At 67.9% G+C, this 25,925-nt stretch carries 25 protein-coding genes; 8 read left to right on the top strand and 17 right to left on the bottom strand.

Annotated features, from left to right (window positions below; translation table 11 throughout):
- The first annotated feature begins 187 nt into the window (after nt 1–187).
- Nucleotides 188–796: a C_GCAxxG_C_C family protein gene (locus HYZ11_02615; GenBank protein MBI3126480.1), complete on the top strand. Its 609-nt coding sequence runs from the start codon at nt 188–190 to the stop codon at nt 794–796.
- Nucleotides 797–852: 56 nt separating this feature from the next.
- Here the strand turns inward: HYZ11_02615 and HYZ11_02620 are convergent, their stop codons facing one another.
- The 3 genes from HYZ11_02620 to HYZ11_02630 are packed head-to-tail and all read right to left on the bottom strand — an operon-like array spanning nt 853 to nt 3,241.
- Nucleotides 853–1,275, bottom strand: a complete 423-nt coding sequence (locus HYZ11_02620) for a DNA-binding protein (protein MBI3126481.1) — start codon at nt 1,273–1,275, stop codon at nt 853–855.
- Between the two features lie 49 nt (nt 1,276–1,324).
- Nucleotides 1,325–2,194 (bottom strand): MBL fold metallo-hydrolase, encoded by an 870-nt coding sequence (locus tag HYZ11_02625; GenBank protein MBI3126482.1) that lies wholly within the window; start codon nt 2,192–2,194, stop codon nt 1,325–1,327.
- Between the two features lie 36 nt (nt 2,195–2,230).
- A complete protein-coding gene (locus HYZ11_02630; GenBank protein ID MBI3126483.1) occupies nt 2,231–3,241 on the bottom strand; it encodes an amidohydrolase family protein in 1,011 nt (336 codons plus the stop codon).
- A 155-nt stretch (nt 3,242–3,396) separates the two neighbouring features.
- Here HYZ11_02630 and HYZ11_02635 point away from each other — a divergent pair, with 155 nt between their 5' ends.
- Both HYZ11_02635 and HYZ11_02640 read left to right on the top strand, forming a co-directional pair.
- Nucleotides 3,397–3,651, top strand: coding sequence for a hypothetical protein (locus HYZ11_02635; GenBank protein ID MBI3126484.1), 255 nt, complete (start codon nt 3,397–3,399; stop codon nt 3,649–3,651).
- 30 nt (nt 3,652–3,681) lie between these two features.
- Entirely contained in the window at nt 3,682–3,954 is a 273-nt protein-coding gene (locus HYZ11_02640; protein MBI3126485.1) for a hypothetical protein, read from the top strand.
- 30 nt (nt 3,955–3,984) lie between these two features.
- Here the strand turns inward: HYZ11_02640 and HYZ11_02645 are convergent, their stop codons facing one another.
- The 11 genes from HYZ11_02645 to HYZ11_02695 form a co-directional block, all read right to left on the bottom strand.
- On the bottom strand, nt 3,985–5,670 hold the full coding sequence (locus tag HYZ11_02645) for a thiamine pyrophosphate-binding protein (protein MBI3126486.1): 1,686 nt from the start codon (nt 5,668–5,670) through the stop codon (nt 3,985–3,987).
- A gap of 36 nt (nt 5,671–5,706) precedes the next feature.
- Complete coding sequence (locus HYZ11_02650) at nt 5,707–6,510, bottom strand: 3-keto-5-aminohexanoate cleavage protein (GenBank protein ID MBI3126487.1); 804 nt, start codon at nt 6,508–6,510, stop codon at nt 5,707–5,709.
- A gap of 43 nt (nt 6,511–6,553) precedes the next feature.
- Entirely contained in the window at nt 6,554–7,327 is a 774-nt protein-coding gene (locus HYZ11_02655; protein ID MBI3126488.1) for an ABC transporter ATP-binding protein, read from the bottom strand.
- Complete coding sequence (locus tag HYZ11_02660) at nt 7,324–9,234, bottom strand: TRAP transporter permease (protein ID MBI3126489.1); 1,911 nt, start codon at nt 9,232–9,234, stop codon at nt 7,324–7,326. Before HYZ11_02660 ends, HYZ11_02655 begins: the two co-directional genes overlap by 4 nt.
- A gap of 60 nt (nt 9,235–9,294) precedes the next feature.
- The gene (locus HYZ11_02665) at nt 9,295–10,284 is read right to left on the bottom strand and encodes a TAXI family TRAP transporter solute-binding subunit (protein MBI3126490.1); all 990 of its coding nucleotides are present in this window, start codon (nt 10,282–10,284) and stop codon (nt 9,295–9,297) included.
- 70 nt (nt 10,285–10,354) lie between these two features.
- Nucleotides 10,355–11,266: an ABC transporter permease gene (locus HYZ11_02670; protein MBI3126491.1), complete on the bottom strand. Its 912-nt coding sequence runs from the start codon at nt 11,264–11,266 to the stop codon at nt 10,355–10,357.
- A gap of 58 nt (nt 11,267–11,324) precedes the next feature.
- The gene (locus HYZ11_02675; protein ID MBI3126492.1) at nt 11,325–12,461 is read right to left on the bottom strand and encodes an NrtA/SsuA/CpmA family ABC transporter substrate-binding protein; all 1,137 of its coding nucleotides are present in this window, start codon (nt 12,459–12,461) and stop codon (nt 11,325–11,327) included.
- Between the two features lie 80 nt (nt 12,462–12,541).
- On the bottom strand, nt 12,542–13,315 hold the full coding sequence (locus HYZ11_02680) for a cyclase family protein (GenBank protein MBI3126493.1): 774 nt from the start codon (nt 13,313–13,315) through the stop codon (nt 12,542–12,544).
- Nucleotides 13,316–13,363: 48 nt separating this feature from the next.
- A complete protein-coding gene (locus tag HYZ11_02685) occupies nt 13,364–14,602 on the bottom strand; it encodes an aminopeptidase P family protein (protein ID MBI3126494.1) in 1,239 nt (412 codons plus the stop codon).
- 9 nt (nt 14,603–14,611) lie between these two features.
- Nucleotides 14,612–15,391, bottom strand: coding sequence for a GntR family transcriptional regulator (locus HYZ11_02690; protein ID MBI3126495.1), 780 nt, complete (start codon nt 15,389–15,391; stop codon nt 14,612–14,614).
- Between the two features lie 271 nt (nt 15,392–15,662).
- Nucleotides 15,663–17,384, bottom strand: a complete 1,722-nt coding sequence (locus tag HYZ11_02695; protein ID MBI3126496.1) for a thiamine pyrophosphate-requiring protein — start codon at nt 17,382–17,384, stop codon at nt 15,663–15,665.
- Nucleotides 17,385–17,567: 183 nt separating this feature from the next.
- Here HYZ11_02695 and HYZ11_02700 point away from each other — a divergent pair, with 183 nt between their 5' ends.
- Nucleotides 17,568–18,602, top strand: coding sequence for a PhnD/SsuA/transferrin family substrate-binding protein (locus HYZ11_02700; protein MBI3126497.1), 1,035 nt, complete (start codon nt 17,568–17,570; stop codon nt 18,600–18,602).
- A gap of 28 nt (nt 18,603–18,630) precedes the next feature.
- Here HYZ11_02700 and HYZ11_02705 read toward each other — a convergent pair whose 3' ends face one another.
- Genes HYZ11_02705 through HYZ11_02715 form a run of 3 tightly spaced genes read right to left on the bottom strand, consistent with a single transcriptional unit; the run spans nt 18,631 to nt 20,971 of the window.
- Nucleotides 18,631–19,389, bottom strand: a complete 759-nt coding sequence (locus HYZ11_02705; GenBank protein MBI3126498.1) for an ABC transporter permease — start codon at nt 19,387–19,389, stop codon at nt 18,631–18,633.
- 20 nt (nt 19,390–19,409) lie between these two features.
- Nucleotides 19,410–20,222, bottom strand: a complete 813-nt coding sequence (locus tag HYZ11_02710; GenBank protein ID MBI3126499.1) for an ABC transporter permease — start codon at nt 20,220–20,222, stop codon at nt 19,410–19,412.
- Entirely contained in the window at nt 20,186–20,971 is a 786-nt protein-coding gene (locus HYZ11_02715; GenBank protein ID MBI3126500.1) for an ABC transporter ATP-binding protein, read from the bottom strand. Before HYZ11_02715 ends, HYZ11_02710 begins: the two co-directional genes overlap by 37 nt.
- A gap of 338 nt (nt 20,972–21,309) precedes the next feature.
- Between HYZ11_02715 and HYZ11_02720 the strand changes: the two genes are divergently transcribed.
- From HYZ11_02720 to egtD, 4 genes are all read left to right on the top strand, one after another.
- The gene (locus tag HYZ11_02720; protein MBI3126501.1) at nt 21,310–22,506 is read left to right on the top strand and encodes an acyl-CoA/acyl-ACP dehydrogenase; all 1,197 of its coding nucleotides are present in this window, start codon (nt 21,310–21,312) and stop codon (nt 22,504–22,506) included.
- A 104-nt stretch (nt 22,507–22,610) separates the two neighbouring features.
- Complete coding sequence (locus HYZ11_02725; GenBank protein ID MBI3126502.1) at nt 22,611–23,369, top strand: ABC transporter ATP-binding protein; 759 nt, start codon at nt 22,611–22,613, stop codon at nt 23,367–23,369.
- A gap of 17 nt (nt 23,370–23,386) precedes the next feature.
- Nucleotides 23,387–24,868, top strand: a complete 1,482-nt coding sequence (locus HYZ11_02730) for an ABC transporter permease subunit (protein MBI3126503.1) — start codon at nt 23,387–23,389, stop codon at nt 24,866–24,868.
- A gap of 78 nt (nt 24,869–24,946) precedes the next feature.
- Entirely contained in the window at nt 24,947–25,912 is a 966-nt protein-coding gene (gene egtD / locus HYZ11_02735) for an L-histidine N(alpha)-methyltransferase (protein MBI3126504.1), read from the top strand.
- The last annotated feature ends 13 nt before the right edge of the window (nt 25,913–25,925 follow it).

Genomic DNA, 25,925 nt, shown 5'->3' on the forward strand with positions numbered 1-25,925 from the left:
GCGTGACCTGCTTGGCATGGTCGGCCTAAGTGCGGTCAGCGCTGCGGCCGGGGCCGCGTCCCCGGCTTTCGCGCCGGGGACGCGGGCAGCCGCCGCCGAGGCGCCCAAAGTGCCCTGGCCCTATCAGCCGCTGGATCCAGAGGACGTGAGAAAGAGGGGGCACCAAGCCTTTTACGAGGGGGATTGCATGTATGGGGCTTTCGGCGCGGTGATCACCGCGCTCCGGGACAAGGTGGGGACCCCCTACGATGGTTTCCCTCTGGACATGATGAGGTACGGAAAAGGCGGGCTCAGCGGCTGGGGGAGCCTCTGCGGCGCCCTAAACGGAGCCAGCGCCGCCATCTGCTTGGTGGCGGGAGAGGATTTCACGAAGCTAGTGCCCGAGCTGGCGGGCTGGTACACGCAGGCGTCCCTCCCGAGCGAAGCGAGCAACAACTACGCGAATAACCATCAGTTCCGCGTGAAGAAATACAAGTCCGACAAGGTGCTGTCGGGCAGCGTCTCCGGCTCGACGCTCTGCCATGCTTCGGTCACCAACTGGTGCAAGGCCTCGGGCTATGCATCTGGATCCCCCGAGCGGGCCGAGCGCTGCGCCAGGCTCGCCGGAGACGTGGCGGCGCGGGCGGTCGAGCTCCTGAACGCGCACCACGCCCAACAATTCAAGGCCGCCTTCGTGACGCCCGCCGCGGTTCAGGTCTGCCAAGCCTGCCATTCCATGGGAACTGATTTCAAGAAAGGGCAATTCACGCAAGGAAGAGAAAACTGCATGCTGTGCCATAAGCCGCACAAGATCTAGGGGGAGAGCACGCAAAGTCCCCCGCCGCCGGGAGGCCTGCGGCGGGGGACCCGCTTCTAGATCAGCTCGTACACGTCGACGAACATCCCCTTCACCAGCCCCCCGCTCAGGTGGCCGGTGAGAACCTCCTCGGTCTTCCCCGGGGCGCCGCTCACGGCCATGTGGATGTGGACGTAGGGCTGGGGCCCGGTCCAGCTGACCCCTTCCCCCAGGGCCGCGGGCGGCTTGTCGGGCCAGGAGATGTTCCCAAGGCCGACCAGCTCGCGCCAGTCGTCGAAGTGGCGGCGGTCCACGTCGTAGCCCTTCATGCTCCTGAAGCCGGTGATCATGTCCATCGTGTTCATGGCGCCGAAGACGAACACCGACGCCACGCGGATGTTCTTCTCCTTCACGAAGCGGTTGAACTCCCCGTAGAAGTCGTCGCCGGGCTCGAACCTCAGGTGAAAGACGCGGCCCATCTTGCGCTCCGTCGCCTGCATCTCGTCCCCTCCAATCGGAATGATGTCTGGAAATAAGCCGGCATTCCCCTTACACCGCCAGCGCGGCCCTGGCCTCCTTGTAGACGGTTTCCAGCCCCTTCTGGAACGTCTCCCTGCGCTCCTGGGCCCAGAAGGCGCCCTTGCTGGCGTCCGCCCAGAAGAACCGGTCGAAGGAGGGATCCCGGACCGCCTCCTCCATGGAGCGGCCCGCGCGCACGACCTTCTCCATGACCCCGCTCAGCTCCTGCAGGTAGCTCCGCAGCTTGCGGACGATCTCCAGCCCGCCTATCTCGCCGTGGCCGGGAACGATGCGCCCGGGGTTCAGCTTTTCAATCCAGTCCAGGGCGGCGATCCACTGCTTCACATTGGCGTCGCGCATCCCCGGGGTGGGACTGTCCATCGCCACGTCGCTCGAGAAGAGGACACCCTCCTCCGGCACGTACACCACGCTGCAGGCGGGCGAGTGCCCCCCCAGCCGCCGGATCTCGAAAGTGAGGGGCGGCAGGTGGAGGATCATGCTCTCCTCGAAGCAGATCTGGGGCGCCGGGACCACCGCCGCCTCGATTTCGTCCGCCTCCCGCGTGTGCCCCTGGTCGCGCAGCGTGTTCACGAAGAGCGCCTTCGCGAAGGGATGCTTGCCCGCCGTGCGGGAGATCTCGTCGAACACCCGCTGGGGGGCGATGAAGGTCGGGCCCTCGACGAAGGCCGAACCGGTGGTGTGATCCCCGTGGTAGTCCGTGCCGATGATGTATTTGATCCCTTTGGCGCTCAGGGGGCGGATCTCGTTCTGCCAGTGCTGGGAGTTCGAGGGCCGCACGGGGCAGTCGATGAGCACGAGCCCCTCGTCGGTGACGACCGCCCCCACGTTCGCCCAGTCGTATCCCGTCTCCGCGTACACATGCTTGCTGAGTTGACGCACGGCACGTCTCCTGTCCGCTCTGGCCGCTGGCCGGGGCTAGATCCTGTAAACCCGCCGGGTATTCCTCGCGAGTATCTTCTCCTGGTCCGCCCGGGACAAGCGCGAAAGGCCCTGGACCTCGGCCGCCGGGCCCAGCAGGCCCACGTCCCAGGGATAATCCGTCCCATAGAGGATGGCCTCCGCCCCAAGGGTCTTTACTGCGAACTCCAGGCAGTCCGCGTTGTGGATGACGGTGTCATAGTACAGCTTGCCGAGATACGCGTCCGGCGCCTGGGCGCCGCGAACCCGGGTTTCCTCGCGAACCATGTAGCCGTGCTGCCAGCGCCCCCGGATCCAGGGTGCGAAGCCGCCCAGATGGGCCAGGACGACCTTGAGCCGGGGGAAGCGGTCGAGCACCCCGCCGAAGATGAGGCAGGCCGCGGCGATGGTGGTGTCAAGGGGGTTGGCGATGAGGTTGTGCATGTAGAATTCCTTCATCCGGTCCTCGGCCCCGATGATGTCCCCCGGATGGATGAACACGGGGACGTCCAGGGACTCCGCCTTGGCCCAGAAGAGGTCCAGCCCGGGATCGCTCAGGTTCGCGCCCGCCACGTTGGTGCCGATCTTCACCCCGACGTGCCCCCGCTTCACGGAGCGCTCCAGCTCGGCCGCCGCCGCCTCGGGGTCCTGCAGGGGCACGTTGCACATGCAGTGGAACTTCTCCGGCATCTTCTCCGCCACGGCCGCGATCTCGTCGTTGTAGAACGCCGAGATCTCCCGGTTGAGTCCGGCGTCGAGGCCGTAGAAGGTCATGTTGGTGATGGCGGAGAGGATCTGCTTGTCCACCCTCATGCTCTTCATGTGGGCCAGCCGGAGATCGAGGTCGAGGAGCTCCCGGGGCAGCCGGTTCCGCATGACCCTCTTCTGGCCGAGGACGGTGATGTCCGCGACGATCGCCTCCTCGCCCCGGCGGCCGGTCTCGACCCGCACCTGGGGGGCGAATTTCCCTGCGCGAATGGCGTCCAGCACCTTCTCCGGCAGGATGTGCGCGTGGAAGTCGATGATCATGGTTTCCCTCCGGCGACAGGATGGCTCGCCTGTCGGCCATTTTCCATGCGGCCGCTTGTCCTTCGCCTCCGCCTTTCGCCCGCGCGTTGCCGGATTCTCCGCGGGGTCATACCATCCGGACTGTCCGCCCGACATCCCGCTGCCCCGGAGGCCCCATGACGGATAAGCCCTTGAATCCCTTCGAACAGAGCACCGCGCCCGGCGAGCGCATCACCGACAAGCCGGAGCTGCCGCGCCAGGGGTTCGCCATGCACCTCGAGGCCGACACCGAAACCATCGAGGGGGAAACCCACCTCAAGCTTGGGAGATCCCGCGGCTTCGAGGTCTACTCCGACGAGCCGCCCCACATCGGCGGCACCAACAGGTTCGCCCCGCCGATGAGCTACCTCGCCATGGGCATCGGCTTCTGACTCCTCACCCAGGTGGCGCGGTACGCGTCCATGATGAAGCTCAAGGTCAGGAAGGCGAGCTGCCACGTCGAGTTCGACTACCTGCTCGCCGGCTCGGTGCTGAAGGGCACCGTGAAGACCACGTGGAAGGGGGTGACCACCCGGCTCGACATCGACTCCGAGGAGCCCCCGGAGAAGATCGCCGCCCTGGTGCGGAACGCCAAGGGCGGCTGCTTCGCCGAGAACCTGGTGACGCAGCAGGTTTCGCTCCACGGCGCGGTCTTCCTGAACGGCCGGCCGGTGGAGATGGGCGAAGCACACTAAGTATCCATCCGCCAGGGATTCGCGCTCCCCCTACTCGGCGTAGGCTCCCGGCGCCAGGGCCTCGATGTCCGACACCACCTCCACCACCACGGGCACGTTCTTGATGGTGAGCGCCTTCTCGAGCGCGCCGCGCAGGTCGCCCGGCCTCTCAACCCGGATGGCCGCCGCCCCCATGGACTCGGCCACCGTGGAGAGGTTCGTCTGCTTGAACGTCCAGAGCTGGCGGGAGTTCGCCTGCTGCTTTCCGCCGTAGGCGCGGGAGTAGATGCCGGTTTCCTGGTTCTGGGCGCAGTTGTTGTTCACCACGAGGATGGCGTTGATGTTCCAGCGGACGGCCGTCTCGAGCTCCCCGATGTGGTACCAGAAGCCCGCGTCCCCGCAGAAGAGGAACACCGGCCGGTCGGGGAGGGCGCACTTGGCGCCCAGCGCGGCCGGGAAGCCCCACCCCAGGTGCCCCGCGCACCGTGTGTAGCCCTGCCCCGGGTGGTTCAGGTCGAGGTAGCCGCCCGTCCACATGCCGGAGTGCCCGGTGTCCGAGAGGACAAAGGCGTTCGGCGGCAGGAAGGACGTGAGCTCCTTGATGATCCGCAGGGGATGGACGGGGGACTTGTCCGAGTTCAGCAGGGGGGCGAACTCCGCCCGCCAGTCGGCCACGGTCTTCTGGCAGTGCGCCACCCAGTCCTTGCGGGAGGCCGCCGAGGAGGCGTCCGCCGCCTCGATGAGCCTGCGGAGGGAAACCTTGGCGTCCCCGAGGATGCTCCCCTGCAGGGGGTAGTTCCGCCCCAGTTCCTCCGGGTCGATGTCGAGCTGCACGGCCGGCGTCCCGATCTTGGGCACGCGCCACGTGTTCGTCGTCATGCCCCCCGCCCGGGTGCCGGCGAAGAAGACGAGGTCCGCCTGCCCCACCAGCACGTTGGCGCTCCGGCGGGAGTAAGAGCCGACCACGCCGATCGACAGGGGATGGTTGCCGGGGATGATCTCCTTCCCGGTCAGGGAGGTGGCCACCGGGATATGGAGCTTCTCGGCCAGCTCCACCAGCTCGCGCTTGGCGCCCGAGTTCCGCACGCCCCCGCCCGCCACGATGACGGGCTTCCTGGCCGAGGCCAGGACCCGGGCCACCTGGCGCACGTGTTCCACCTCCGGCTCGGGCCGGAACGGGGGATAGCGATTGAACCGCGGCTCGGCCAGCACCTCGAGGTCGGCCGTGTCCTCCTCGATCTGGCCCAGCTTCCCGCGCACCCGCAGGTGGACCGGCCCGGGGTTTCCGGTCGTCGCGGCCCGGAAGGCCTGCCGGATGAGGTCCGGGAAGCGCCGCACGTCGTCCACGTAGGCGTTGAACTTGGTCACGGTCTCGAAGGCGTCGAAGTCCTCCGCCTCCTGATAGTCGTGCCGGTAGCGGTACATCGGGTCGTAGCCGCCCGTGAAGGCGATGACCGGCGATCCCGCCAGGTAGGCGTCCCTGAGGCCGGCGGCCAGGTTCAGCCCGCCCACGATCTGGGCCATGGTGATGCCGGGACGGCCGGAGGCGCGGGCGAAGCCGTCGGCCATGTAGACGGCCGCCTTCTCCCCGTGCGTGATGATGCGCGAGATGCCCGTCCCCTCGAGGTCCATCACCGCCAGCGCCCGGCTGAGCACCGTCGGGACGAAGAAGATGTGGGTCACGCCGTAGGCCTTCAGGGCGCGCGATACGTATTCCGCTCCGCTCATCTTTGCCACTTCCAACCCTCCTGGAATCTCGTCCGCCCCGAGCGGCTACCGGGACGGGATATGGAGCTTGGCCCGCGCTTCGTCCACGCCCGCGACCTCGCGCCCCAGCTCCTTCGCGATGCGGGCGATCCGCGAGACGTGGTCCACGTTGTCCCCGAGCACCCCGGGGTAGAGGCAGGGTTCGTCCTCCGTCCCCACGCGCACATGCCCGCCCTGCGCGACGGCCATGGTCTGGAGGACGATGTGGGTGGGACCGGTGCAGCTCGTGACGTAGATCGCGTGGGGCGGGAGGTGCTCCACCCGGTGCAGGAACTCCTTCATGGTCGGGGGCGACCAGGCCCCGCCGGGCCGGCCGAAGAAGCACGTCATGAGAACGGGGGGCTTCAAGAGGCCCTTCTGCAGGATGTCATCGATGAGCCAGAGCTCGCCCAGCGAGAAGACCTCGAATTCGGGCTTCACGCCATAGTCCGCGCACAGGCGCATCATGTCGGCGATCTCCTGGCGGGGGTGGAGCATCATCATGTCCCGGTCCAGGAAGGCCATGTTGTGGGCGCCGACCGCCACCGACATCATCTCGGGTCGGTTCTTCACCACCTCGCGGCGCTGGTCCAGGGTCTGGGTCGAGATGCCGTACTGGAGCATGACGCCGCACCGGCCCCGGATGGCCTTGGTGTGGCTCTCCCAGGCCTTGAAGTCCGCCGGAGGCGCGTGGATGTGCGCGATGGCGGCGCCCGCCTTCGACGCCTTCTCGACGGAGATGGCCAGGGGCTCCGACTCCTTGAAGCGGTGCGGAACGCCGGCGTGCATGGATGTATCCGCTGCGCATGTCGTGATGATGAGCTTGTCCATCGTCCTCCCCGATTCTCCCGTGAGGGCGCGGGGCGCCCCCTCCTCAATCCAGGCTTCCCTCCGAGAAGAGCAGGCGCCTGATGTGCTGGTTGTGCTCCACGAACCTCGAGTCGCCCATGGTCGACATCGAGCGGGGCCGCGGGAGATCGACGGCGATGATCTCCCGGATCCGCCCGGGGCGCGCCGACATCACCACCACGCGGTCGGCCAGGAAGACGGCCTCCGGGATGCTGTGCGTGATGAAGAAGACCGTCTTCCGGCTCTCCAGCCAGATGCGCTGGAGCTCGAGGTTCATCTGCTCGCGGGTCATGGCGTCGAGGGCGCCGAAGGGCTCGTCCATGAGGAGGACGGCGGGGTCGTGGATGAGCGCCCGGATGATGGAGTTCCGCTGGCGCATCCCTCCGGAGAGTTCCATCGGGTACTTGTCCTCAAAGCCCTCGAGCCCAACCAGCTTGATGAGCCCCCGGGCCCGCTCCAGAGCGGCCCGCCGGTCGAGGCGCAGGATCTCGGCGGGGAGCAGGGTGTTCTGGAGCACCGTCCGCCACCCGAGCAGCACGGGGTCCTGGAAGACGATGCCCACGTCCCCCCGGGGGCCCTCGATGGGCGTGCCCATGATCTCGGCCCGGCCCGAGGAGCGGGACAGGAGCCCGCCCAGGATCTTCAGGAGGGTGCTCTTCCCGCAGCCGCTCGGCCCCACCACGCTCACGAACTCGCCCGCCGCGACCTCGAGGCTCACCGGGGCCAGGGCGTAGACCTTCTCGCGCCGCGCGGTGACGTAGGTCTTCTCGACGGCTTGAATGGATATGCAGACGCTCACCGGCTCCCGCCGATCTGCCCGGAGTCCTCCCGGGCGCTCAAGGGGCTCGCCGGAACCCGTCTCTTCTTGAATCTCGCCCACTGCAGGACGAGGATCAGCGCGAATCCCCCCAGGCCGATACCATCGGTGACGACGCCGGGCTTGATGAGGGCCACGGCCGAGACGATGAGGATCGGCCGCTCCAGCCAGCTCACCGGCCCCAGCATCCACCCCTGCAGCCCCGAGGCCAGGCAGACAACCCCCAGGATCGCCGTGAGGGAGGCCCACAGGATCTCGGGCACGCTCCCCTTGAGGAGCAGCGGAGGGCCGTACACGAACAGGAAGGGGATGAGGAAACCCGTGAAGGCCAGTTTGGAGGCGATCACGCCGGTGCGGAGCATGGGGCTCCCCGCGATGCTCGCGCCGGCGTAGGCGGCCATCGCGACCGGAGGCGTCACGTTCGACAGGACGGCGAAGTAGAAGGCGAACATGTGCGCCGCCAGCGTGGAGACGCCCAGTTGAATCAGGGACGGAATGGCCAGGGCCGCCACGATGATGTAAGCCGGGGCCGCCGGCATGCCCATCCCCAGGATCAGGCAGGCCACCATGGTCAGCACCAGAGGGAAGATGAGGCCCGCGTCCGAGAACGAGAGGACGAGCGAAGTGAAGCGCAGGGCGAGGCCGGTCAGGCCGACCGTGCCAATGATGATGCCCGAGGCCGCGGTCGTGAGGGCGATGAGGATCATGTCCCTCCCCCCCTTGTCGAGCGCCTCGATGGCCTTCGCCGGCGTCAGGCGGGTCTCCTTGCGCAGGAAGCTCACGGCGACCGAGAGCACCACCGCGATGAACGCGGCGCGGAATGCCGTGTACCCGGCGGAGAGGGTGTAGACGAGCCCCACCAGGGGGATGGCCAGGTAGAGGTTGGCCAGGACCTTCCGGCCACTGGGGATGTCCTCCGGGGGGAGACCCTTCAGGTCCGCCCGGATGGCCTCGTAATGGACCATGAGGCCCACGGCGAAGTAATAGAGGATCGCCGGCAGGGCCGCCGAGAGGGCGATCGAGGCGTAGGGGATGCCCGTGATGTCCGCCATGAGGAAGGCCACCGCGCCCATGACGGGGGGCATGATGGCTCCCCCGGTGGAGGCGGCCGCCTCCACCGCTGCGGCGAAGGCCGGCCGGTACCCCAGGCGCATCATCATGGGGATGGTAAAGCTCCCCGTCCCGTACACGTTGGCGACGGGCGAGCCCGAGACCGAGCCGAAGAGCGCGCTCGACAGGACGGCGATTTTGGCCGGCCCCCCGCGGGACCCGCCCGCGACGGAGCACGCCAAGTCGATGAAGAACCTCCCGGCGCCGGTGATGTTCAGGAACGAGCCGAAGAGGATGAACAGCGCCGCGTAGGTGGCGGAGACTCCGAGGGGCACCCCGAAGATGGCCTCTTGGTCCAGGTACATCGCGGCCACGATGAGGTTCCAGCTCCACCCCCGGTGCGCGAGAAGGCCGGGCAGGTAGGGTCCTCCCCAGGTATAGAGCAGCGCGCCCAGCGTCACCAGCACGAGGGGCCAGCCCGCCACCCGGCGGAGCCCTTCTAGGATCAGCGCGAACGTCGCGAGCCCCAGGGCGAGTTCGCCCCCGGACACGGCGCTCGCCAGCCCCTCCCGGTTCACCACGTAGTCGTAGTTGCCGGCCACGTAGCCGATGCAGACGACCGACCCCAGCGCCAGCAGGACGTCCAGCGCCACCACCGCCGGGTGGTTCTCGTGCCGCTTGGACGCCGGGTAGAGCAGGAACACCAGCACCATCGTGAGGAGGAGATGGACCGAGCGCTGCAGCAGCGCCACGAGCACCCCGAAATAGCCGGTATAGAGGTGGAACAGCGAGAGCGAGACCGATACGACGACGCAAAACCGCGCCAGGTGCTTCCGCATCCCCTCCTCCTCGATGACTCCCCTCCCGTGCGCGGCGGGCGCGCGCGGGAGGGACGGTCGCTACTTCAGAATGCCCTTTTCCTTGTAGAACCGCTCGGCGCCGGGATGGAACGGGCCCGGCACGTCGGCAACCAGCTTCTTCACGTCATAGCTGGCCAGCGACGAATGCAGCTTCCGGATACGGTCGGCGCTCTCGTAGAGGCTCTTGGTCATGTCGTACACGGTCTGGGGGGGAGTCTGCCTGCGGGTGAGGATGTAACCCGACCACCCGAACGAGGGGGTGTCCTTTTTCACGATGTTGTACAGCCCCTTTGGAATCGTCACGGGGATGTAGCCGTACTTGTCCACCATCGTCTTGATCATAGGCTCGGGAACAGGAAGTATCTCGACATCGCGGGCACTCGCCACTTCGGCGTGGAAGGGCGAGGGCATCCCCGTGCCGCCGATCAGGGCGTCCACATGTCCATCGCGCGCGAGGGAGACGCAGTTCGGCCAGTCCATGAAGTTGATCTTCCCCCCCCATTTGGAGATGTCCTGTTCCTTGACGCCCATCTCCTGGAAGAGGCGCAGCGCGGAGACGGCCGGGGGTCCGGCCTTCCGGAAGGTGCAGAACCGGAGCGGCATCTTCTTCTGCGCGTATTCTTGGATGGACTTCAGGCCCTTCGACTTGTCGACCATGAAGTAGTAGACGCTCACGGCCTGGATGTTGCCCACCGCCAGGACGTCCTTGTGGGGCTTCTTATAGGGGGCGATGCCCTTCATGGCGGCCACGTAGAGGTCGGTCGAGGTGAGGCCGAAGTCGATCGTCCCCTGGTCCAGCAGGTTGACGTTGGCGACTCCGCCGCCGGCCATTACCGTGATCTGGGTCGTGCCGTACATCTTCTTGAGGTTCTCCCCCAGGAGAGCGGCCAGCATGTACCAGTTCTGGCCGATGGCCCCGGCGCTCAGCGTGAGCGACTTGGGCGCCTCCTGCGCGGCGGAGGCGGAGGCCGCCGGCACGGCCAGGCAGGCGGCCAGCAGCGCGGCGGCGATGCTTCGGGTGATCTTCATGTTGCCCTCCTTTCATGGCCCCGGGCGTCCCCGGCCCTTCCCGGCCGGGGAGGGCGGGTGCCGGTTCGCCTCAGGTGTTCATGGCCCTTCCGGTCTCGGGCGACCAGAACAGGACTTTCCGTCTCAGCACCTTGATCGCCTTGTGCATCGCCACGCCCATCATCGCCAGGATGATCAAGACGGCGAAGGTCCCCGTCGTGTCGCTGCTGAAGCTCATCTGCATGAGCAGCACGCCGAGGCCGCACTGCCCCCTCCCCCCCCACATGCACTGCCCCGCCCCCACGAACTCGCCGAGGAGCGCTCCCAGCAGGCTGAACACGACGGCCAACTCCAGCCCAGCGAAGATGAAGGGCATCGCGTTCGGGAACTGGAGCTTCCAGAACGTCTGCCATCGCGAGGCGGAGAGGGAGCGGAGCAAATCGAGCTGATCGCTCTGGGCCGACTTCAGCCCCACCATGGTGTTCACGAGCAGGGGGAAGAAGGCCACCAGCCCCGCCAGCAGCACCTTCGACTCGATCTCGTAGCCGAACCAGATCACGAACAGGGGCGCGATGGCCAGCTTGGGCAGGGTCTGGAACGCCACGATGTAGGGCAGGACGATGTCCTCGATGACCTCCGACTGCATGAACAGGGGCCCCAGGCCGAAGCCGATGAAGCCCCCGATCAGGAACCCCGAGAGCGCCTCGACGAAGGTGTGGGCGATGTGCAGGTAATAGCTGTTCTGCATGGCCCCGAAGAAGTCGGCCGAGCCCACCCCGCCCGTGCCGAGGAAGAAGAGCCCCTGGAGCAGCGCGGCGGCCACCGCCGAGGGGGGCGGCAGGATGAACGAGGGAATCTCCAAGGCGCGGACGAGCCACTCCCACGCACCCACGAAAACCACCAGTGAGATCGGAAAGATCACGAGCTTTCGGCGAGCGCGGAAGAAGCCCGCCGGATCCTCCCGCGCCTCCTGGAGCGCCCCCAGGATTCCCTCACCCTTCATGCCGGCGTCCTCCCGGCCCGCGGCGAGGCGTGCGCGCCGCCGGGCCTCCATCCCCGCGCTACCTGCCCCGCGCGGCCATCCGCGCCTGGTACTTCTTGAGCGTCTCCTGGAAATTGAAATTCCGGGCCTGGTTCTCGATCTCCTTGGGGTCGAAGTTGTTCACCTCGGCGATGAGATCGTTGGTCCAGATGGCCTTCACCTTCTCGGGGGGAAGCTCCTTCTGGAGGCCGAGGAATTGAATATAGGCGGCCCACTTCTTCTCGGAGAACTCGCCGAAATGCTTCGCGTTCTTGTCCTTCCGCAGCTTCGGCGCGCGCGACTCGAGGACCTGCCGGAAGAGCTTGTTCGCCTGCTCCTTCGTCATCCCCTTGGGCATGGACTCGGGGTAGAGCACCCAGTGCATGTCGAGCGCCGCGTCGAGGTTCGTGTAGAAGAAGATGCTCCCCTTCGCCATCCCCCGCAGGTAGCCGATCACCGCCTGCCGGTTCTCCTTCAGGAACTTCTGGTTGACCCAGATGGTGTTCCCAAACAGATCGTCGAGGAACTTCCCGTAGGGGATGATGCGGAACTCGAAGCCCCGGGCCTTGGCCAGGGAGTACTGCACGTCCACCGAGGCCCAGGCGTCCACCCGGCCCAGCCTCATGGCCGCGGCGGACTTGTCCGCCACCCCCGTGGGCAGGAAGGTCACGTCCGAGGCCTTCAGGCCGCAGTCCTTGAGGGCGCGGGCGAGGAAGGCGATGCCTGCGTCGTTGGGGGCCAGGATGCCCACCTTCTTCCCTTTGAGGTCGCAGACGGATTTGATGGGGCTGTTCGGCGGGACGGCGACCCCTTCATAGATCGGCTGGTTATTGAGCACATACACCCCGGTGACCCCCACGTCCTCGCCCCGGGCGGCCCGGAACAGGATGGGGAAGGGCCGGGGCACGGCGATGTCCGTCCGTCCGGCTACCGCCCAGCCGAGCGACTGGCCCTCGCCCTGCGCCGCGACGAACTGGGCGTCCACCCCTTCCTCCTCGTACCAGCCCATGAACGAGCCTATCCAGAGGAAGGCCAAGCCGGGATTGAAGATGGGGTTCGCCAGGGTCACCTTGACCGTCGTCAGCTTCTTGGCCGCCATGGCGGGCGGCGCCCCCGCCCCCGCCCCCGCCAGCAACAGGCACAGCAGCGCTCCCAGCCAAACCCTCGCGGACTTCATGGCCGACCCTCCTTGTTGCGCCTCCAGGCGCGTAACCGCTCCAAATCCGCGTCCGTCCCAATCCGCCCGGGACGGAAAACTCATTTCCTGTCCTCCACGATGGCGACCGGCCGCACCCAGGCGCCCGAGGCCCGCTCGACGTTGATCGGGAAGCAGGCGACCTTGAAGCCGTGCGGCCTGGGGATCATCCCGAGGTTGGACATCTGCTCGATCTGCAGGTACTCGCGCTGGCGCCCCAGGATGTGGTGGCAGGGCATGAGGGCCCGGCGGTTCCCCGCCTTGAACTCCGGTATCTGGAAGCTGAACGGCCGGTCGTAGCCGAAGGCGTCGATGCCGATGATCCTCACCCCTCGGTCGAGCAGGTACTCCGTCGCCTCGATGCTCATGCCCGGGTGCAGCTCGGGGTAGTTGGGGTCCGAGCGCTTCTCGTCGGTCCCCGTCCAGAGGAGGACGATGTCCCCCGCCTTGATCTTGTAGCCGATTTTCTTGAGGCAGGCCTCGATGTCCTGGACGGTGATGTAGTCGCCCGTCTTCTTGTGGCGCAGGTCGAGCACCACCCCGTCGGCGAAGCACCATTCGAGCGGCACCTGGTCGATGGCCCGGGCGGGCTTCCCCGCCACGGTGGGGCCGTAGTGCAGGGGAGCGTCCATATGGGTGGCGGAGTGGGTCGAGACCTTGATGAATTCGGCCTGGCTGCCCACCCCGTCGTGCAGCTCCTCGGGCTTGATGCCCCAGCCGGCCGCCGTCTTGGCGCCGAACTCCTTATGATCCATGTAGTAGATGTCCGGGGGCCTGGGCTCGTTCGCGCCGTTGGCCATCGGGGTGCTCAGGTCGATGAATCGCGTCGCGCACATGGGATTGCCGTCCTCTTCCGATGAATTCCGGAAATCAGCCCTCCGGAGCTACGCCGGCGATACCCAGAGCTTCCGCTCCTGGGGATAGATGGGCTCCCAGCCGTTGCGGGTGACCACCACCGTCTTCTCGATCTGGGTGCCCCCGAAACCGAATACCTGGGTCGGGTTCTCGAGGCAGAGCGTCGTCCCCTCCTCGAGCGGGAAGTCGCTCGAAGTCGGGAGGAACTTGCTATTGATCGGCGTCGGGTCGGCCAGGATGTAGGGTACCTCTCGCTGCTCCAAGCCGATGGCGTGGCCCGCGAAGTTGCCGTTGTGGCCGGGGAGCGCCGCGCGGGTGGCCTCCAGCATGGTGCGGTAGATCCTGGAGCCCAGCACGCCCGCCTTCACCTCGGCCATCGCCGCGTCGAAGCCCTGGACGGTGGCTTTCCACAGGCTGGCCTGTTCCTTCGTGGGCTCGCCCACCACCCCGCCCCAGCCCGTGTCGCCCTGGTAGTTCCCCTTCACGACGCCCGCGTCGAACTTCCACATCTCGCCCTTGGCGAGCTTCTTGTCCGTGGGGGGAAAGATGCCCGTCGCGCGCCGCCCCGAGCAGAAGTGGAACCACTGCCACATCCCGCCCAGCCGGCCCACCTCGGCGCGGAACACCGAGGCCACCTCGTTCTCGGTCATCCCGGGCACGACCGCCTTCGAGGCGGCGATGCAGGCGAGCTCGTTCACCTCGGCCGCCGCCCGCATGGCCTTGAGCTCGTCCGGCGTCTTCACCATGCGGATGAGCCGGAAGAGGTCCGCGCCGTTGACGATGGTCGCGTTGGGCAGGGCGTCCTGGATCTGCTTGCGGACGCCCGGCATCACGCGCTCCTCGTCCAGGGCGATGGTGCCCTTGTCCAGCCCCCGCTCGCGCAGGGCCAGCCCCAGCGCGGCGCCCGCGTTCTTCGAGCGGCGCGCGTCGTTGTTGTACATCCCGAGGTAGGTCTCCTCCTCGGGGGTCTGGGGCTTCGAGCCCGGCGGCTGGATGAGCGCGCTCCGGTCGCCGAAGGTATAGAGGTCCTTGATCCAGGATTGCTGCATCGAGACGTAGGTGACCTCCTGCCCGGGGACGACCAGGGACGGCGGCCGGTTCGGGTCCTGCGGGAAGACGGCGAACATGTGCACCGAGTAGGCGTACACCTTGAGCGACCAGCTCACCGTGCCGGCCACGTAAGTGACGTTCTCGGGCGTGCTCGCCACGATGGCGTCGATCCCGAAGTCCTTCATCAGGCCCCGCGCGCGATCCACGTTCAGGTACATGGGAACCCCCTATTGAAGTCCTGGCGCCGCCTCCCGCCGCATGCCCGCGGCATCCGGCTCGGCCGCCGCTTCGTCCTCGTTGACGGGGAAAAGCCTGGCCCAATCCTGGCCGCTCCACGTCTCGGGCTTGAACTGCCCCCGGAGCGAGCGCTCCGCGTTCTCCCGCTGGATGACGAGTATCCGCTCCGCCCGGTCGATTTCGCCCGCCCGCAGGCGCTCCACGAGCTGGCGGTGCTCCATGAGGTTCTGCCCGGCCCGCGCGGGATCGAAGAAGTAGAGCAGGTTGCTGCTCATCGAGGACTCGTCCCAGAGGTCGAGGATCATCTTCTTCAGGCGGGGCAGGGGGCAGGGATCGAAGAGGCGGAGGTGGAACATCCGGTTCAGGCGGTTGATCTCCGCCGTCTCGCCGCGCGCGCAGGCCGATTCCGTGTCCCGGAGGATGCGATCGAGCGCCGCGAAGTCCGGCTCCGTCGTCAGGGGAGCCGAGAGGCGCAGGGCCAGCGATTCGAGGCAGGCCCGGATGGTGAGGGTTTCGGTGATCCGGTCGAGGTCCGGGAACACGATGCGCGCCCCCACGTGCGGGGACGAGATGACGAACCCCTCCCCCTCCAGGCGCTGGATGGCCTCCCGCACCGGAAGGAGGCTCGTCCCCAGCCGGGCGGCCACCTCGCGCAGGATCAGGCGCTCGCCGGGATGGAGGGCGCCGGTGACGATCTCCGCGCGCAGCCGCTCATAGGCCATGTCCTTCTTCGTCTTGTAGACAGGCACCTCGCCCAGCGCTCGTTCCATGGCGGCTTCCGCTCCCCGGGCAGACGAAGGCGGGCGGCTTCTTGTGACCGATTGTGACCGATGCTCGATATTTAATCACATATCACATTTATGGCAACCCCAAACCTGAGTGCCGGATCGCCTTGTCGGCGAACTTTTTGGACAGGACTCTCCCTCCCGTCTCCCAGGAGAGACGGGTGAGGGCTCCCGGCGGCCTTTCTCCAGTCCAAAAAGGGGGTCCGCGGCCGCGCGGGGGGCCTTCTTTTTCTCAAATCCCGGGGCCGCCCCCGTCTCAGGGCTTCTCGCAGATCACGTTCAGGAGGGCCTGGCGGCCCTCCTCCCGCACGGCCTTGAGGGCCCGCTGGAGGGCGGAGGGGATATGGCCCGGGTCCTCGACCTTCTCGCCGTAGCCCCCGTTCGCCTGGCAGATCTTCTCGAAGTCCGGCGAGGGCTCGAGCGAGGTGAACGCGAAATCGTTCTGCCCCGCGGCCCAGCCGTCCGGGTGCAGGGCGCGGGCGTTGCGCTTCACCGAGCCCCAGGTGCGGTTGTTGAACACGACGGCCAGGAAGGGGAGCTTGTGGGCGTTCGCGGCCCAGTGGCAGGCGGCCGGGTTGCTGAAGATGTAGGAGCCGTCGCCCACGGTCGCGATGACCGTGCGGTCCTTGGCCGCGAGCTTGGCGCCGAGCGCCGCCCCCATCCCCCAGCCCAGCCCGGCCGCGGGCGGGTGATCGAAGTAGGTGCCGGGCTTGGTGCGGGTGAGCTGGGTGCCGACCATGTCGTACTCGTTCACCAGGATGTCGTCCTCGCCCAGCACGTCCGCGATGCACCGGGAGAGCCACGTGTAGTCGATGGGCTTCTTGCCCGAGGCCTTTTCGGCCTCCTCCTTCCACCCCGCGCGCATCGCCTTGTGGGACTTCTCGAGGGCCTCGCGCCGCTGGGCAAGGGCCTTCTCCCGGCCCGCCAGCTTGGGCCTCAGGGCCTCGCGCAGGGCGGCCAGGGCCGCGGCCGGCTCGGACTGGATGGAGAGGTCGGCCGGGAAGCCCCGGATGGGATAGCCGGAGAAGTTGGGGTCCACGCCGAGCTGGATGAACCTCGTCTCGGGCCGGGGCTGCACCTGGGAGGGAATCCAGGGGACGCTCGACTCGATGGTGAGGATGACGTCCGCCTCCTTGAAATGCTCCCACAGCGAATAGCCCTGGTGGAGGGGATGGTTCGAGGGGAAGTTCACGAACTCGCGGAAGCGATCCTCGACCACCGGGAAGGCGCCCAGCTCGGCCAGCGCCACGAGCTCCTTGACCGAACAGGGGTCGTGGCCCATGGCCCCCACGTGGAGGATGGGATGGCGCGCCCCCGCGATCATCTCCGCCGCCTGGGCGATGGCCTCGGGCTCGGGGCCGAGGCGGGGCGGCCGCGTGGTTCGCGGCTTGGCCCAGAAGGAGAACTCCTTCTGCGGCTGGGCGAGCACCTCGCGCGGGAGAGTCAGGTACACCGGCCCCTGGGGATGGGAGGAGGCGATGCCCAGGGCGCGGTCCACCACCGTCTCGAGCTGCTCGAAGTTGCGCAGCTCGTAGTCCCACTTCACGAATTCCCGCACCATGGCCGCCTGGTCGTAGGCCTCCTGCGCCCAATGAATGTAGACGTTGCGGCTCCCGCGCAGGCCGCTCTCGGTGATCGGGGTGCGGCCCGCCGTGAACAGCATGGGGACGTGGAGCCGGTTGGCGTTGATGATGCCCAGGACGGAGTTCGCCGTGCCGACCGAGACGTGGACCATCACGAGCTGGGGCCGGCCCGTCACCATGGCGTAGCCGTGCGCCATGCTGACCGCCGTCATCTCGTGCGGGGCCAGGATGGGAATCGGCGAGGGGCGCTTCTCGGCCCGCAGCTTGGCCAGCGCCTCGATGATGGAGGGGAAGTCCGTCCCGCCGTTGCCGAAGAAGTAGTCCACGCCGCGCTCGGCCAGAAGGGTCAGATAGGCTTCGGCCGTGGTCTCCACGGCGACTTTCTTCTTTTCCACAGAGCTTCCTCCCAGGGGATAAAGCCGCGAAACGAAACCGGGGCCCGGAAACTTGAGCATGAGAATTGCGGGATGCTAAGATGCTTTTGTCTCATTCTCCACTGAAAGGCAAGCGGCGGCGGCTTCGGATGGAGCGCTCCATCGGGTCATCGCCAAGTCCTTCTTCCGGCTGGAGGAAACCTCATGAAAGGCCGCGCCGTAGCGAGCCTCATCATCCTCGGCTTCATCCTCGCCGTCCTGTCCCCGGCGGCCCCGCTTCGGGAGGCTCAGGCCGCGCCGGTCAAGATCCGGATGGCCCACGGCATCCCGCCCGCCCACCTGACCCCGCTCCTCTTCCAGAAGAAGGAGATCCTGAGGAACTACGGGAAGACCTACGAGGTGCAGCTCATCTACGTGGCCAACACCTCGGCGCAGATCCCGATGCTGGCCGCGAAGGAGCTCGACATCGCCTGGACCGCCTACTCCAGCTTCGCGGCCGCCGTCGCGAACGCCAAGCTCGACCTCAAGCTCATCCTGGACATCCTCTCCTACGGCGAGCCTGGGCACTTCACTTCCTACTGGTCCGTGATGAAGGATTCCCCCATCAAGACCATCAAGGACGTCAAGGGGAAACGGATCGCCGTCCCCGCCTTCGGCACGGCGCTTGACGTCGCGGCCCGGATCGCGCTCAAGAAGGCCGGCCTGGAGGCGAACAAGGACTACACCCCCGTCGAGGTCAACTTCCCCAACATGTTCGCCATGCTGAGCCAGGGGAAGGTGGACATCGCGGCCATCACCACTCCCTTCATCTACGACCCCAAGATCTCCTCCAAGGTCCGGAAGGTCTTCGGCGCCGATGAGGCCATGGGGAAGATCCAGGCCCTGATGCACGCCGTCCGCGGCGACTTCCTGGCGAAGAACCGGGCCGCCGTCCAGGACATGGCCGAAGACTACGTCCGCGCTTGGCGCTGGTTCCTGGATCCGGCGAACCGCGACGAGGCGCTGAACATCGCCTCCAAGTTCACCAAGCGCCCCCCCGCGGCCTATCATTGGGCGCTGACGAAGGACAAGGACTCCTACCGCGACCCCTACGCCCAGGTCGACATCAAGGTCCTCCAGGGCAACCTCGACGTGATGCACCAGATGGGCTACCTCAAGGAGCGGCTCGACATCTCCAAGTTCGCCGACCCGTCCATCGCCGCGGAAGCCCGCCGGCGCGTCATGGCCGGCAAGAACTGATCCGGGCGGGGGAAGGCGCGGGCGGGCCCTAGCGGCCCGCCTGCGCCTCCTCGTGCCACTGCAGGAGCGCCCGCCTCAGCCGGGCCATGAGGCTCATCGAGAGGGCCCCGACGACGGCCAGCACGATCAGGTAGACGAAGACGCGGGGCATCAGCGCGAAGCGCGCGCTCTCCATCATCGAAGCCCCGACGCCCCCTCCCCCGCCCAGCATCTCCGTCACCGACGTCACGATGAGCGAGACGGGAAACGCGATCTGAAGGCCGTTGAAGACCTGGGGCAGCGCCGCCGGGAGCACGACCTTCCAGAGAATCTTCCGCTCCCCCGTGCCCATGTTCCGCGCCGACCAGACGAGGTAGCGGTCGATGTTGACTGTCCCGAGATACGTCATGTTGATGAGCGGGAACATGCAGGCCACGAAGATGAGGGCGATCTTCGACGCGCTGCCGAAGCCGAACCAGATGACGAACAGGGGGAAGAAGGTGACCTTGGGCGCCGGCAGCCAGATCGAGACGAGGGGGTCGAGGAACCAGCGCACCGCCCTCACCCTCCCCATCGCCGCGCCCAGGGGCACCCCCACCAGCACGGCCATCGAAAGGCCCGCCAGGGCGCGGAACATGGAGAGCGCGATGTCCATGGGGAGCTGGCCCGAGGCGGTGTCCACCCACGCCTGCCGGGCAATGGCGCTCCAGGAGGGAAGGAAGAATTCGGGCACCAGCCCCGACTGGCTGGCCGCTTCCCACACCAGGAGAAAAAATAGCACCGAGCCGAACCGCCGCGCGCGGACCATCGCGCTCCCTCCGGGGGCCGCTACCCTTGGCCCTCCTGCTGCCAAATGAGGATCCGCCGCATGACGCGGAGGTAGAGCCGGTCGGCCAGGAAGCCGAGCAGCGTCAGCGTGAAGATGGCGGCGAACATGCCCGCCAGATCCCCCGCCTCGCTCAGGAAATACGTGAGGAACCCCAGGCCGGTGTTCCCCGCCAGCATCTCCGAGCCCACCAGGAGGACGAAGGAGACCGCCAAGGCCAGCCTCGTTCCGCTCAGGATGTCCGGCAGGGCGCCCGGGATGATCACCCGCCACAGGAGCTTCCGCCTCCCCGTCCCCATGATGAGGGCCGACCAGATGAGGTGGCGGTCCACCCCCCGTGCCCCGTTGAACGAGCTGACGATCACGGGGAGGATGCAGCCGAGGAAGATCACGGCGATCTTCGAGAGGTGGCCGATTCCCAGCCACACGATGAGGATGGGGATCAGGGCGGACTTGGGCAGGGGGAACAGCAGCCGCAGGAGCGGCTCGAAGAGGTCGCGCAGCACCCGGAAGCGCGCCATCGCGATGCCCGTCGTGATCCCGAACGCCACGCTCGAGGAGAAGCCCGCCGCCTCCCGCCAGAGGGACGAGAGCGCGTGCTCGAGCAGCTCGCCCGAGATCATCATCCGCACCCAGGCCACGATCACATCGGAGAAGCGCGGGAGCAGCATCTCCGGGATGAAACCCGTCGCGGTGGCCAGCTCCCAGGCCGCGACCATGTAGATGAGGGGCGAATACTTCCCCAGGAAGAGCGCCCGGGCCGGGCTGCGCCGCTCGCCTAGGAGATGACCACTTCGTCCCGCACCAGCGACCATATCTCGTTCACCTTCTCGACGAACTCCTGGGTCTCGACGTGGTCGCGGCCCGCCGCGGAGCCGGGCGGCCGCGTTTGCACGATCTTCTTGATGCGGCCCGGCCGAGCCGTCATCACCGCCACGCGGTCGGAGAGATAGACAGCCTCGCGCACATCGTGGGTGATGAAGATGACCGTCTTCTTCTTCTCGCTCCAGAGGTCAAGCAGCTCCTCCTGCATCAGCAGCCGCGTTTGGGCGTCGAGGGCGCCAAAGGGCTCGTCCATCAGCAGGACCTCCGGGTCGTAGGCCAGGGTCCGGGCGAGGGCCACCCGCTGCTTCATCCCGCCCGAGAGCTGGTTGGGATAGACGTTCTCGAAGCCCTTGAGGCCCACCCGGCCGATGAGCTCGCGCGCCCGCTCGGCCCGCTCCGGCCGGGAGACCCCCTGCTCCTCCAGCCCGTAGCAGATATTCCCTATCACGGTGCGCCAGGGAAAGAGGGCGAAGTGCTGGAACACCAGGCCCCGGTCGGGCCCGGGCCCCCGGATGGGCGTCTCGTCCTTATGAATCCCGCCGCCGGAGATATCGAGCACCCCGGCCACGAGGTAGAGGAAGGTGCTCTTGCCGCAGCCGCTGGGACCGACGATGGAGAGGAACTCGTTCTCCCGCACCTCGAGGTCCACCCCGTCGAGCGCCAGGACGGACTCCCCGCTCGGGGAAATATAGGTCTTTGAGACGCCCGTGGCCCGGATCTTGACCCGAGGCTCGCTCATCCGGATGACACCTCCAGGGCCGCTCCGCGGCGGGCAGGGCCGCTCCGCGGCGGGCAGGGCCGCTCGGCGGCGGGCGCTCACCCGCGGGCGAAGGGCCGCCCGGGACGCAGGAAACCTGAATTGGGCCGAATGCGCCCCCACCCATAGCACGAGACGGTTGGCCCGTAAACGGCGCAGGGGACTTAACGATGCGCATTTCCTGAACCGCCCGCGCGCCTTTACGGAAGGGCCGGCTTCCTCTACAAGTCATCTGCAAGGGCCGGCAAGCGTCTCGCTATCTGGAACTGCTCCATCCCGTATTTCGGCCCGGATCGCACATCCCGGAGGAAGATCCGCCCATGGAATTCGTCCTGACCGAAGCACAGAAGGCTGTCCAGGCGCTGGCGCGGGATTTCGCCAAGCGCGAGATCGAGCCCGTCGCCGCCGAGCTGGACCGCGAGACCAATTGGGAGAAGCGGATGCCCTGGGCCCTCGTGGAAAAGGCCAGCGCCGTGGGCCTCCGCCAGCTCCCCTACCCCGAGGAGTACGGCGGGGGAGGCGCCGACGTCCTCACCTGCTGCCTGGCCGGGGAGGAGCTGGCCGTCGGCGACCTGGGGATGGCGGTCAACCTGGATCAGACCTGGAAGCTCGCCCACATCCTCGACCACATGGCCCCCCGGCTCAAGGACACCTGGCTGCGCCGGCTGTGCGCGGAGCCCCGCTTCCTGACCGCCATCTCCATCACCGAGCCCGGGGTCGGGAGCGACCACCAGGGCTACTACGACGACCCCTCCATCGCCCTCTACACCCGCGCCGAGCGCCGGAACGGCAGATGGGCCATCAACGGGATGAAGCACTACATCAGCAACGGGCCCGTCGCCTCCCTCTACGTGGTCGGCGCCCGGACGGACATGTCGAAGAAGCTGCGCGACGGCCTCACGGGCTTCCTCGTGCCGCGCGAGACGCCCGGCTTCGGCATCGGCAAGGTCCACGAAAAAATCGGCCAGCGGCTCTCGATGAACTCCGAACTTCTCTTCAACGGCGTCGAGGTGGACGACGAGAACGTCATCCTCGGCGTGGGGAAGTTCTGGGAAATCCGGGGGCGGCTCCTCGCCTGCGGCAAGCCCGAGGCGGCGGCCAACTGCGTCGGCGTGGGGCGGGCCGCCTTCGAGAAGGCCCTCGCCCACGCCCGGGAGCGCGTCCAGGGGGGCAAGCCCATCGTGGAGCACCAGGCCGTGGCCACCATGCTGGCGGACATGGCCATCAGCCTCGACATGGCCCGCACCTTCGTCTGGCGGTGCGCCTGGGCGGTGAACCACCAGAAGCCCTACGACTTCACCCTGGGCTGGAAGGCCAAGATCTACGCCTCCGAAGCCGCCTTCAACTGCGCCCGCTGGGGCATGGAGATCTTCGGCGGGGCGGGCATCATGCAGGAGGCCCCCATGGAGAAGCTGCTGCGCGACGCGAGCACCTTCCTGCACTCCGACGGGACCAACCAGGTGCTGCGCCTGCGCACGGCGAGCGCCTACGCCCAGGGCTCCATCTCCACGTTCTAGTCCCGCCGCCGGGCTCCACCCTCCATCCCGGTCGGGCCTCCCCGGCCCGGCCGGGATGGAGTAGAATGCGCGCGTCCCCGCCCTCCCGCCCGGAGGCCGCCCCTTTGCTGGAGCTTCGCAGCGTCTCCAAGCGCTTCGGCGGCCTCGCGGCGCTCCAGCCGGCCACCTTCGAGATCCCCGCCGGCCGGACCACCGCCCTCATCGGCCCAAGCGGCTGCGGCAAGAGCACCCTGCTCCGCCTGATGATCGGCCTCGTCCGGCCGGACGGGGGCGAGATCCGCTTCGAGGGGGTCCCCGTCCACCCCGGGAACGTCCTCGAAGCGCGCCGCAAGATGGGCTACGTCATCCAGAGCGGCGGCCTGTTCCCGCACCTGACCGTCCGCGAGAACATCGTCTTCATGGCCAAGTACCTCGGCTGGCCCAAGGAGCGGACGGCGGGGCGCCTGGAGGAGCTGGTCGGGCTCACCAAGTTCCCCCCCGCCGGGCTGGACCGCTACCCCGCCCAGGTCTCGGGGGGACAGCGCCAGCGCGTGAGCCTGATGCGGGCCCTCATGCTCGACCCGCGCATCCTCCTCCTCGACGAGCCCTTCGGGGCGCTCGACCCCCTCATCCGCTCCGACCTGCAGAATGACCTGAAGGAAATCTTCGCGGAGCTGGGGAAGACGGTGGTCATCGTGACCCACGACATCGGGGAGGCGGGCTTCCTCGCCGACCTCATCTTCCTGATGCGGGAGGGCGCCATCGTCCAGGCCGGGACGCTGGAGGACCTGGTGCTGCGCCCGGCCGATCCCTTCGTCACGCAGTTCATCAACGCCCAGCGGAGCCCGCTCGAGAGCCTGCGCCCGGCCGGGGGCGCCGCGTGAAGGCCCGTCTCCCCGCGGTGGGCCTCCTCGCCGCGTGGCTGCTCGCCTGCGCGGCCCCGGCGGGAGGGGCCGCCGTCCGCGTCGGCTCCAAGAAGTTCACCGAATCGGTCATCCTGGGCGAGATCGCCGCCCAGCTCGTCCGCCACGCCGGGGACTCGCCCACGCACCGCAAGGAGCTGGGCGGCACGCGCGTGCTCTGGAACGCGCTCCTCTCCGGGGAGATCGACGCCTACCCCGAGTACACGGGGACGATCGCCTACGAGCTCCTCGCGGGCCGGGGCCTGGAGGCCGAGGACCGAATGCGCGCCGCCCTGGAGGGAATGGGCATCCGCATGAGCCGCTCCCTCGGCTTCAACAACACCTACGCCATCGGCATGAAGGAGGAGGCGGCGGCGCGCCTGGGCATCCGGGCCATCTCCGACCTGCGGGCGCACCCCGGGCTGCGGCTCTTCCTCACCAACGAGTTCATGGACCGCAAGGACGGCTGGCCCAGCCTGCGCGAGCGCTACCGGCTGCCCCACGCGGCGGTGCGGGGGCTGGACCACGACCTGGCCTACCGGGCCCTCGAGGCGGGCCAGATCGAGGCGACCGATCTCTACTCGACCGACGCCGAGATCCTCCAGCACAACCTGCGGGTGCTCGAGGACGACCTGGAGCACTTCCCGGCCTACCGGGCCGTGCTGCTCTACCGCGCCGATCTGGAGAGGCGCGCCCCGGCCGCGGCGCGCGCCCTGCTCTCCGTCGAGGGCAGGATCGCCACGGAGGACATGATCCGCATGAACGCCCTCGCCAAGGTCGACCGCGTCCCGGAGGAGATCGTGGCCAGCCGGTTCCTGGCGGAGAAGCTGGGCGTCCGAAGCCGGGTCGAGGCCGAGACGGCGTGGCGCCGCTTCCTGCGCCACACCGAGGAGCACCTTGCCCTCGTGGGCCTCTCCCTCGGAGCCGCCATCGCGGCGGCGCTGCCTCTGGGCATCCTCGCCGCCAAGAACGCCGCCGCCGGCCAGGTGATCCTGGCCGTGGTGGGCATCATCCAGACCATCCCGTCCCTCGCCCTGCTGGTCTTCATGATCCCGCTCCTGGGCATCGGGGGCCCTCCGGCGGTGGTGGCGCTTTTCCTGTACAGCCTGCTCCCCATCGTGCGGAACACCAGCGCCGGCCTGAACGGCATCCCGGTCGAGGTGCGGGAGTCGTCCGAGGCCCTGGGCCTGCCGCCGGGGGCGAGGCTCCGGCTCGTCGAGCTGCCGCTCGCGTCGAGCGCCATCCTCGCGGGGATCAAGACGTCGGCCGTGATCAACGTCGGCACGGCCACCCTGGGCGCCCTCATCGGGGCGGGAGGCTACGGCCAGCCCATCCTGACCGGCATCCGCCTGGCCGACACGCGGCTCATCCTGGAGGGCGCGGTCCCGGCCGCCCTGCTGGCCCTGCTCGTCCAGGGGCTCTTCGAAATCGCCGAGCGGGCCCTGGTTTCTCCCGGGCTCCGTCTCAAGGTACAATCTTGACTCGCCCGCCGGGCGAGGCGGCGGGATCGTCGAGGGAGCCTGTTTTCTGCAAGGACATTCGATGACATGAACCATCAAATGGACGAGCCTACCCGCGCGGCGGTGGGCTCCGGGAGCGGAGTCGTGCTTCAGGAGGCCCTCGCCGGCCTGCGGAAACCGCAGAAGACGCTGCCCTGCAAGTATTTCTACGACGAGCGCGGCTCCCGGCTCTTCGAGGAGATCTGCGGGCTCGAGGAGTACTACCTCACCCGCACCGAGATGGCGATCCTCGAGCGGAGCGCGGAGGAGATGGCCCGGGCGCTGGGGCCCGGCTGCGCCCTCATCGAGTACGGCAGCTCGAGCGCCCGCAAGGCCCTGCTCCTGCTCGATCGGATGGAACGCCCGGCGGCCTACCTGCCGGTGGACATCTCCCTCCACCACCTGGATCGGGCCGTCCGCGAGGTGGAGGAGCGCCTCCCGGGCCTGCCCGTCCACCCGATCTGCGCGGATTTCACCCTCCCGTTCGGGCTGCCGGCGCTGAACGGCCGGCCCGTGCGCCGCGCGGGCTTCTTCCCCGGCTCCACCATCGGGAATTTTTCCCGAAAGGAGGCTGTTCAGTTCTTCCGCAGGGTGGCCCACACCTGCGGGGCGGGAGGCGGCCTCCTCATCGGGGTGGACCTCTTGAAGGACGCGCGCGCACTGGAAGCCGCCTACAACGACCGCAAGGGCGTGACCGCCGCCTTCAACCTGAACATCCTCTCGGTCCTCAACCGGGAGCTGGGGGCGGACTTCCGGCCCGCGCTCTTCCGGCACGAGGCGCGCTTCAACCCAGCGGAGAGCCGCATCGAGATGCACCTGGTCGCCTTGGCCTCCCACGAGGTGCGCGTCGGCGGGGCGGCGATCCGGCTCGCGGAAGGCGAGAGCATCCACACCGAGAACTGCCACAAGTACACCCGGGAGGACTTCGCCGCGCTCGCCGCCCAGGGCGGGATGGCCGTGCGCAAGGTGTGGACCGATTCCCGCCGCCTGTTCAGCCTTCAATACCTGGAAGCCGCAGAGGCTTGACGCCAGCCGCGGG

The sequence above is a fragment of the Candidatus Tectomicrobia bacterium genome, assembly GCA_016192135.1.
Lineage (GTDB): Bacteria > UBA8248 > UBA8248 > UBA8248 > UBA8248 > 2-12-FULL-69-37.

Coding starts and splice junctions, on each gene's coding strand:
- HYZ11_02615 (MBI3126480.1), top strand. CDS start 188: ATGTATGGGGCTTTCGGCGCGGTGATCACCGCGCTCCGGGACAAGGTG.
- HYZ11_02620 (MBI3126481.1), bottom strand. CDS start 1,275: ATGCAGGCGACGGAGCGCAAGATGGGCCGCGTCTTTCACCTGAGGTTC.
- HYZ11_02630 (MBI3126483.1), bottom strand. CDS start 3,241: ATGATCATCGACTTCCACGCGCACATCCTGCCGGAGAAGGTGCTGGAC.
- HYZ11_02635 (MBI3126484.1), top strand. CDS start 3,397: ATGACGGATAAGCCCTTGAATCCCTTCGAACAGAGCACCGCGCCCGGC.
- HYZ11_02640 (MBI3126485.1), top strand. CDS start 3,682: ATGATGAAGCTCAAGGTCAGGAAGGCGAGCTGCCACGTCGAGTTCGAC.
- HYZ11_02650 (MBI3126487.1), bottom strand. CDS start 6,510: ATGGACAAGCTCATCATCACGACATGCGCAGCGGATACATCCATGCAC.
- HYZ11_02660 (MBI3126489.1), bottom strand. CDS start 9,234: ATGCGGAAGCACCTGGCGCGGTTTTGCGTCGTCGTATCGGTCTCGCTC.
- HYZ11_02665 (MBI3126490.1), bottom strand. CDS start 10,284: ATGAAGATCACCCGAAGCATCGCCGCCGCGCTGCTGGCCGCCTGCCTG.
- HYZ11_02670 (MBI3126491.1), bottom strand. CDS start 11,266: ATGAAGGGTGAGGGAATCCTGGGGGCGCTCCAGGAGGCGCGGGAGGAT.
- HYZ11_02675 (MBI3126492.1), bottom strand. CDS start 12,461: ATGAAGTCCGCGAGGGTTTGGCTGGGAGCGCTGCTGTGCCTGTTGCTG.
- HYZ11_02680 (MBI3126493.1), bottom strand. CDS start 13,315: ATGTGCGCGACGCGATTCATCGACCTGAGCACCCCGATGGCCAACGGC.
- HYZ11_02685 (MBI3126494.1), bottom strand. CDS start 14,602: ATGTACCTGAACGTGGATCGCGCGCGGGGCCTGATGAAGGACTTCGGG.
- HYZ11_02690 (MBI3126495.1), bottom strand. CDS start 15,391: ATGGAACGAGCGCTGGGCGAGGTGCCTGTCTACAAGACGAAGAAGGAC.
- HYZ11_02700 (MBI3126497.1), top strand. CDS start 17,568: ATGAAAGGCCGCGCCGTAGCGAGCCTCATCATCCTCGGCTTCATCCTC.
- HYZ11_02705 (MBI3126498.1), bottom strand. CDS start 19,389: ATGGTCCGCGCGCGGCGGTTCGGCTCGGTGCTATTTTTTCTCCTGGTG.
- HYZ11_02710 (MBI3126499.1), bottom strand. CDS start 20,222: ATGGTCGCTGGTGCGGGACGAAGTGGTCATCTCCTAGGCGAGCGGCGC.
- HYZ11_02715 (MBI3126500.1), bottom strand. CDS start 20,971: ATGAGCGAGCCTCGGGTCAAGATCCGGGCCACGGGCGTCTCAAAGACC.
- HYZ11_02720 (MBI3126501.1), top strand. CDS start 21,310: ATGGAATTCGTCCTGACCGAAGCACAGAAGGCTGTCCAGGCGCTGGCG.
- egtD (MBI3126504.1), top strand. CDS start 24,947: ATGGACGAGCCTACCCGCGCGGCGGTGGGCTCCGGGAGCGGAGTCGTG.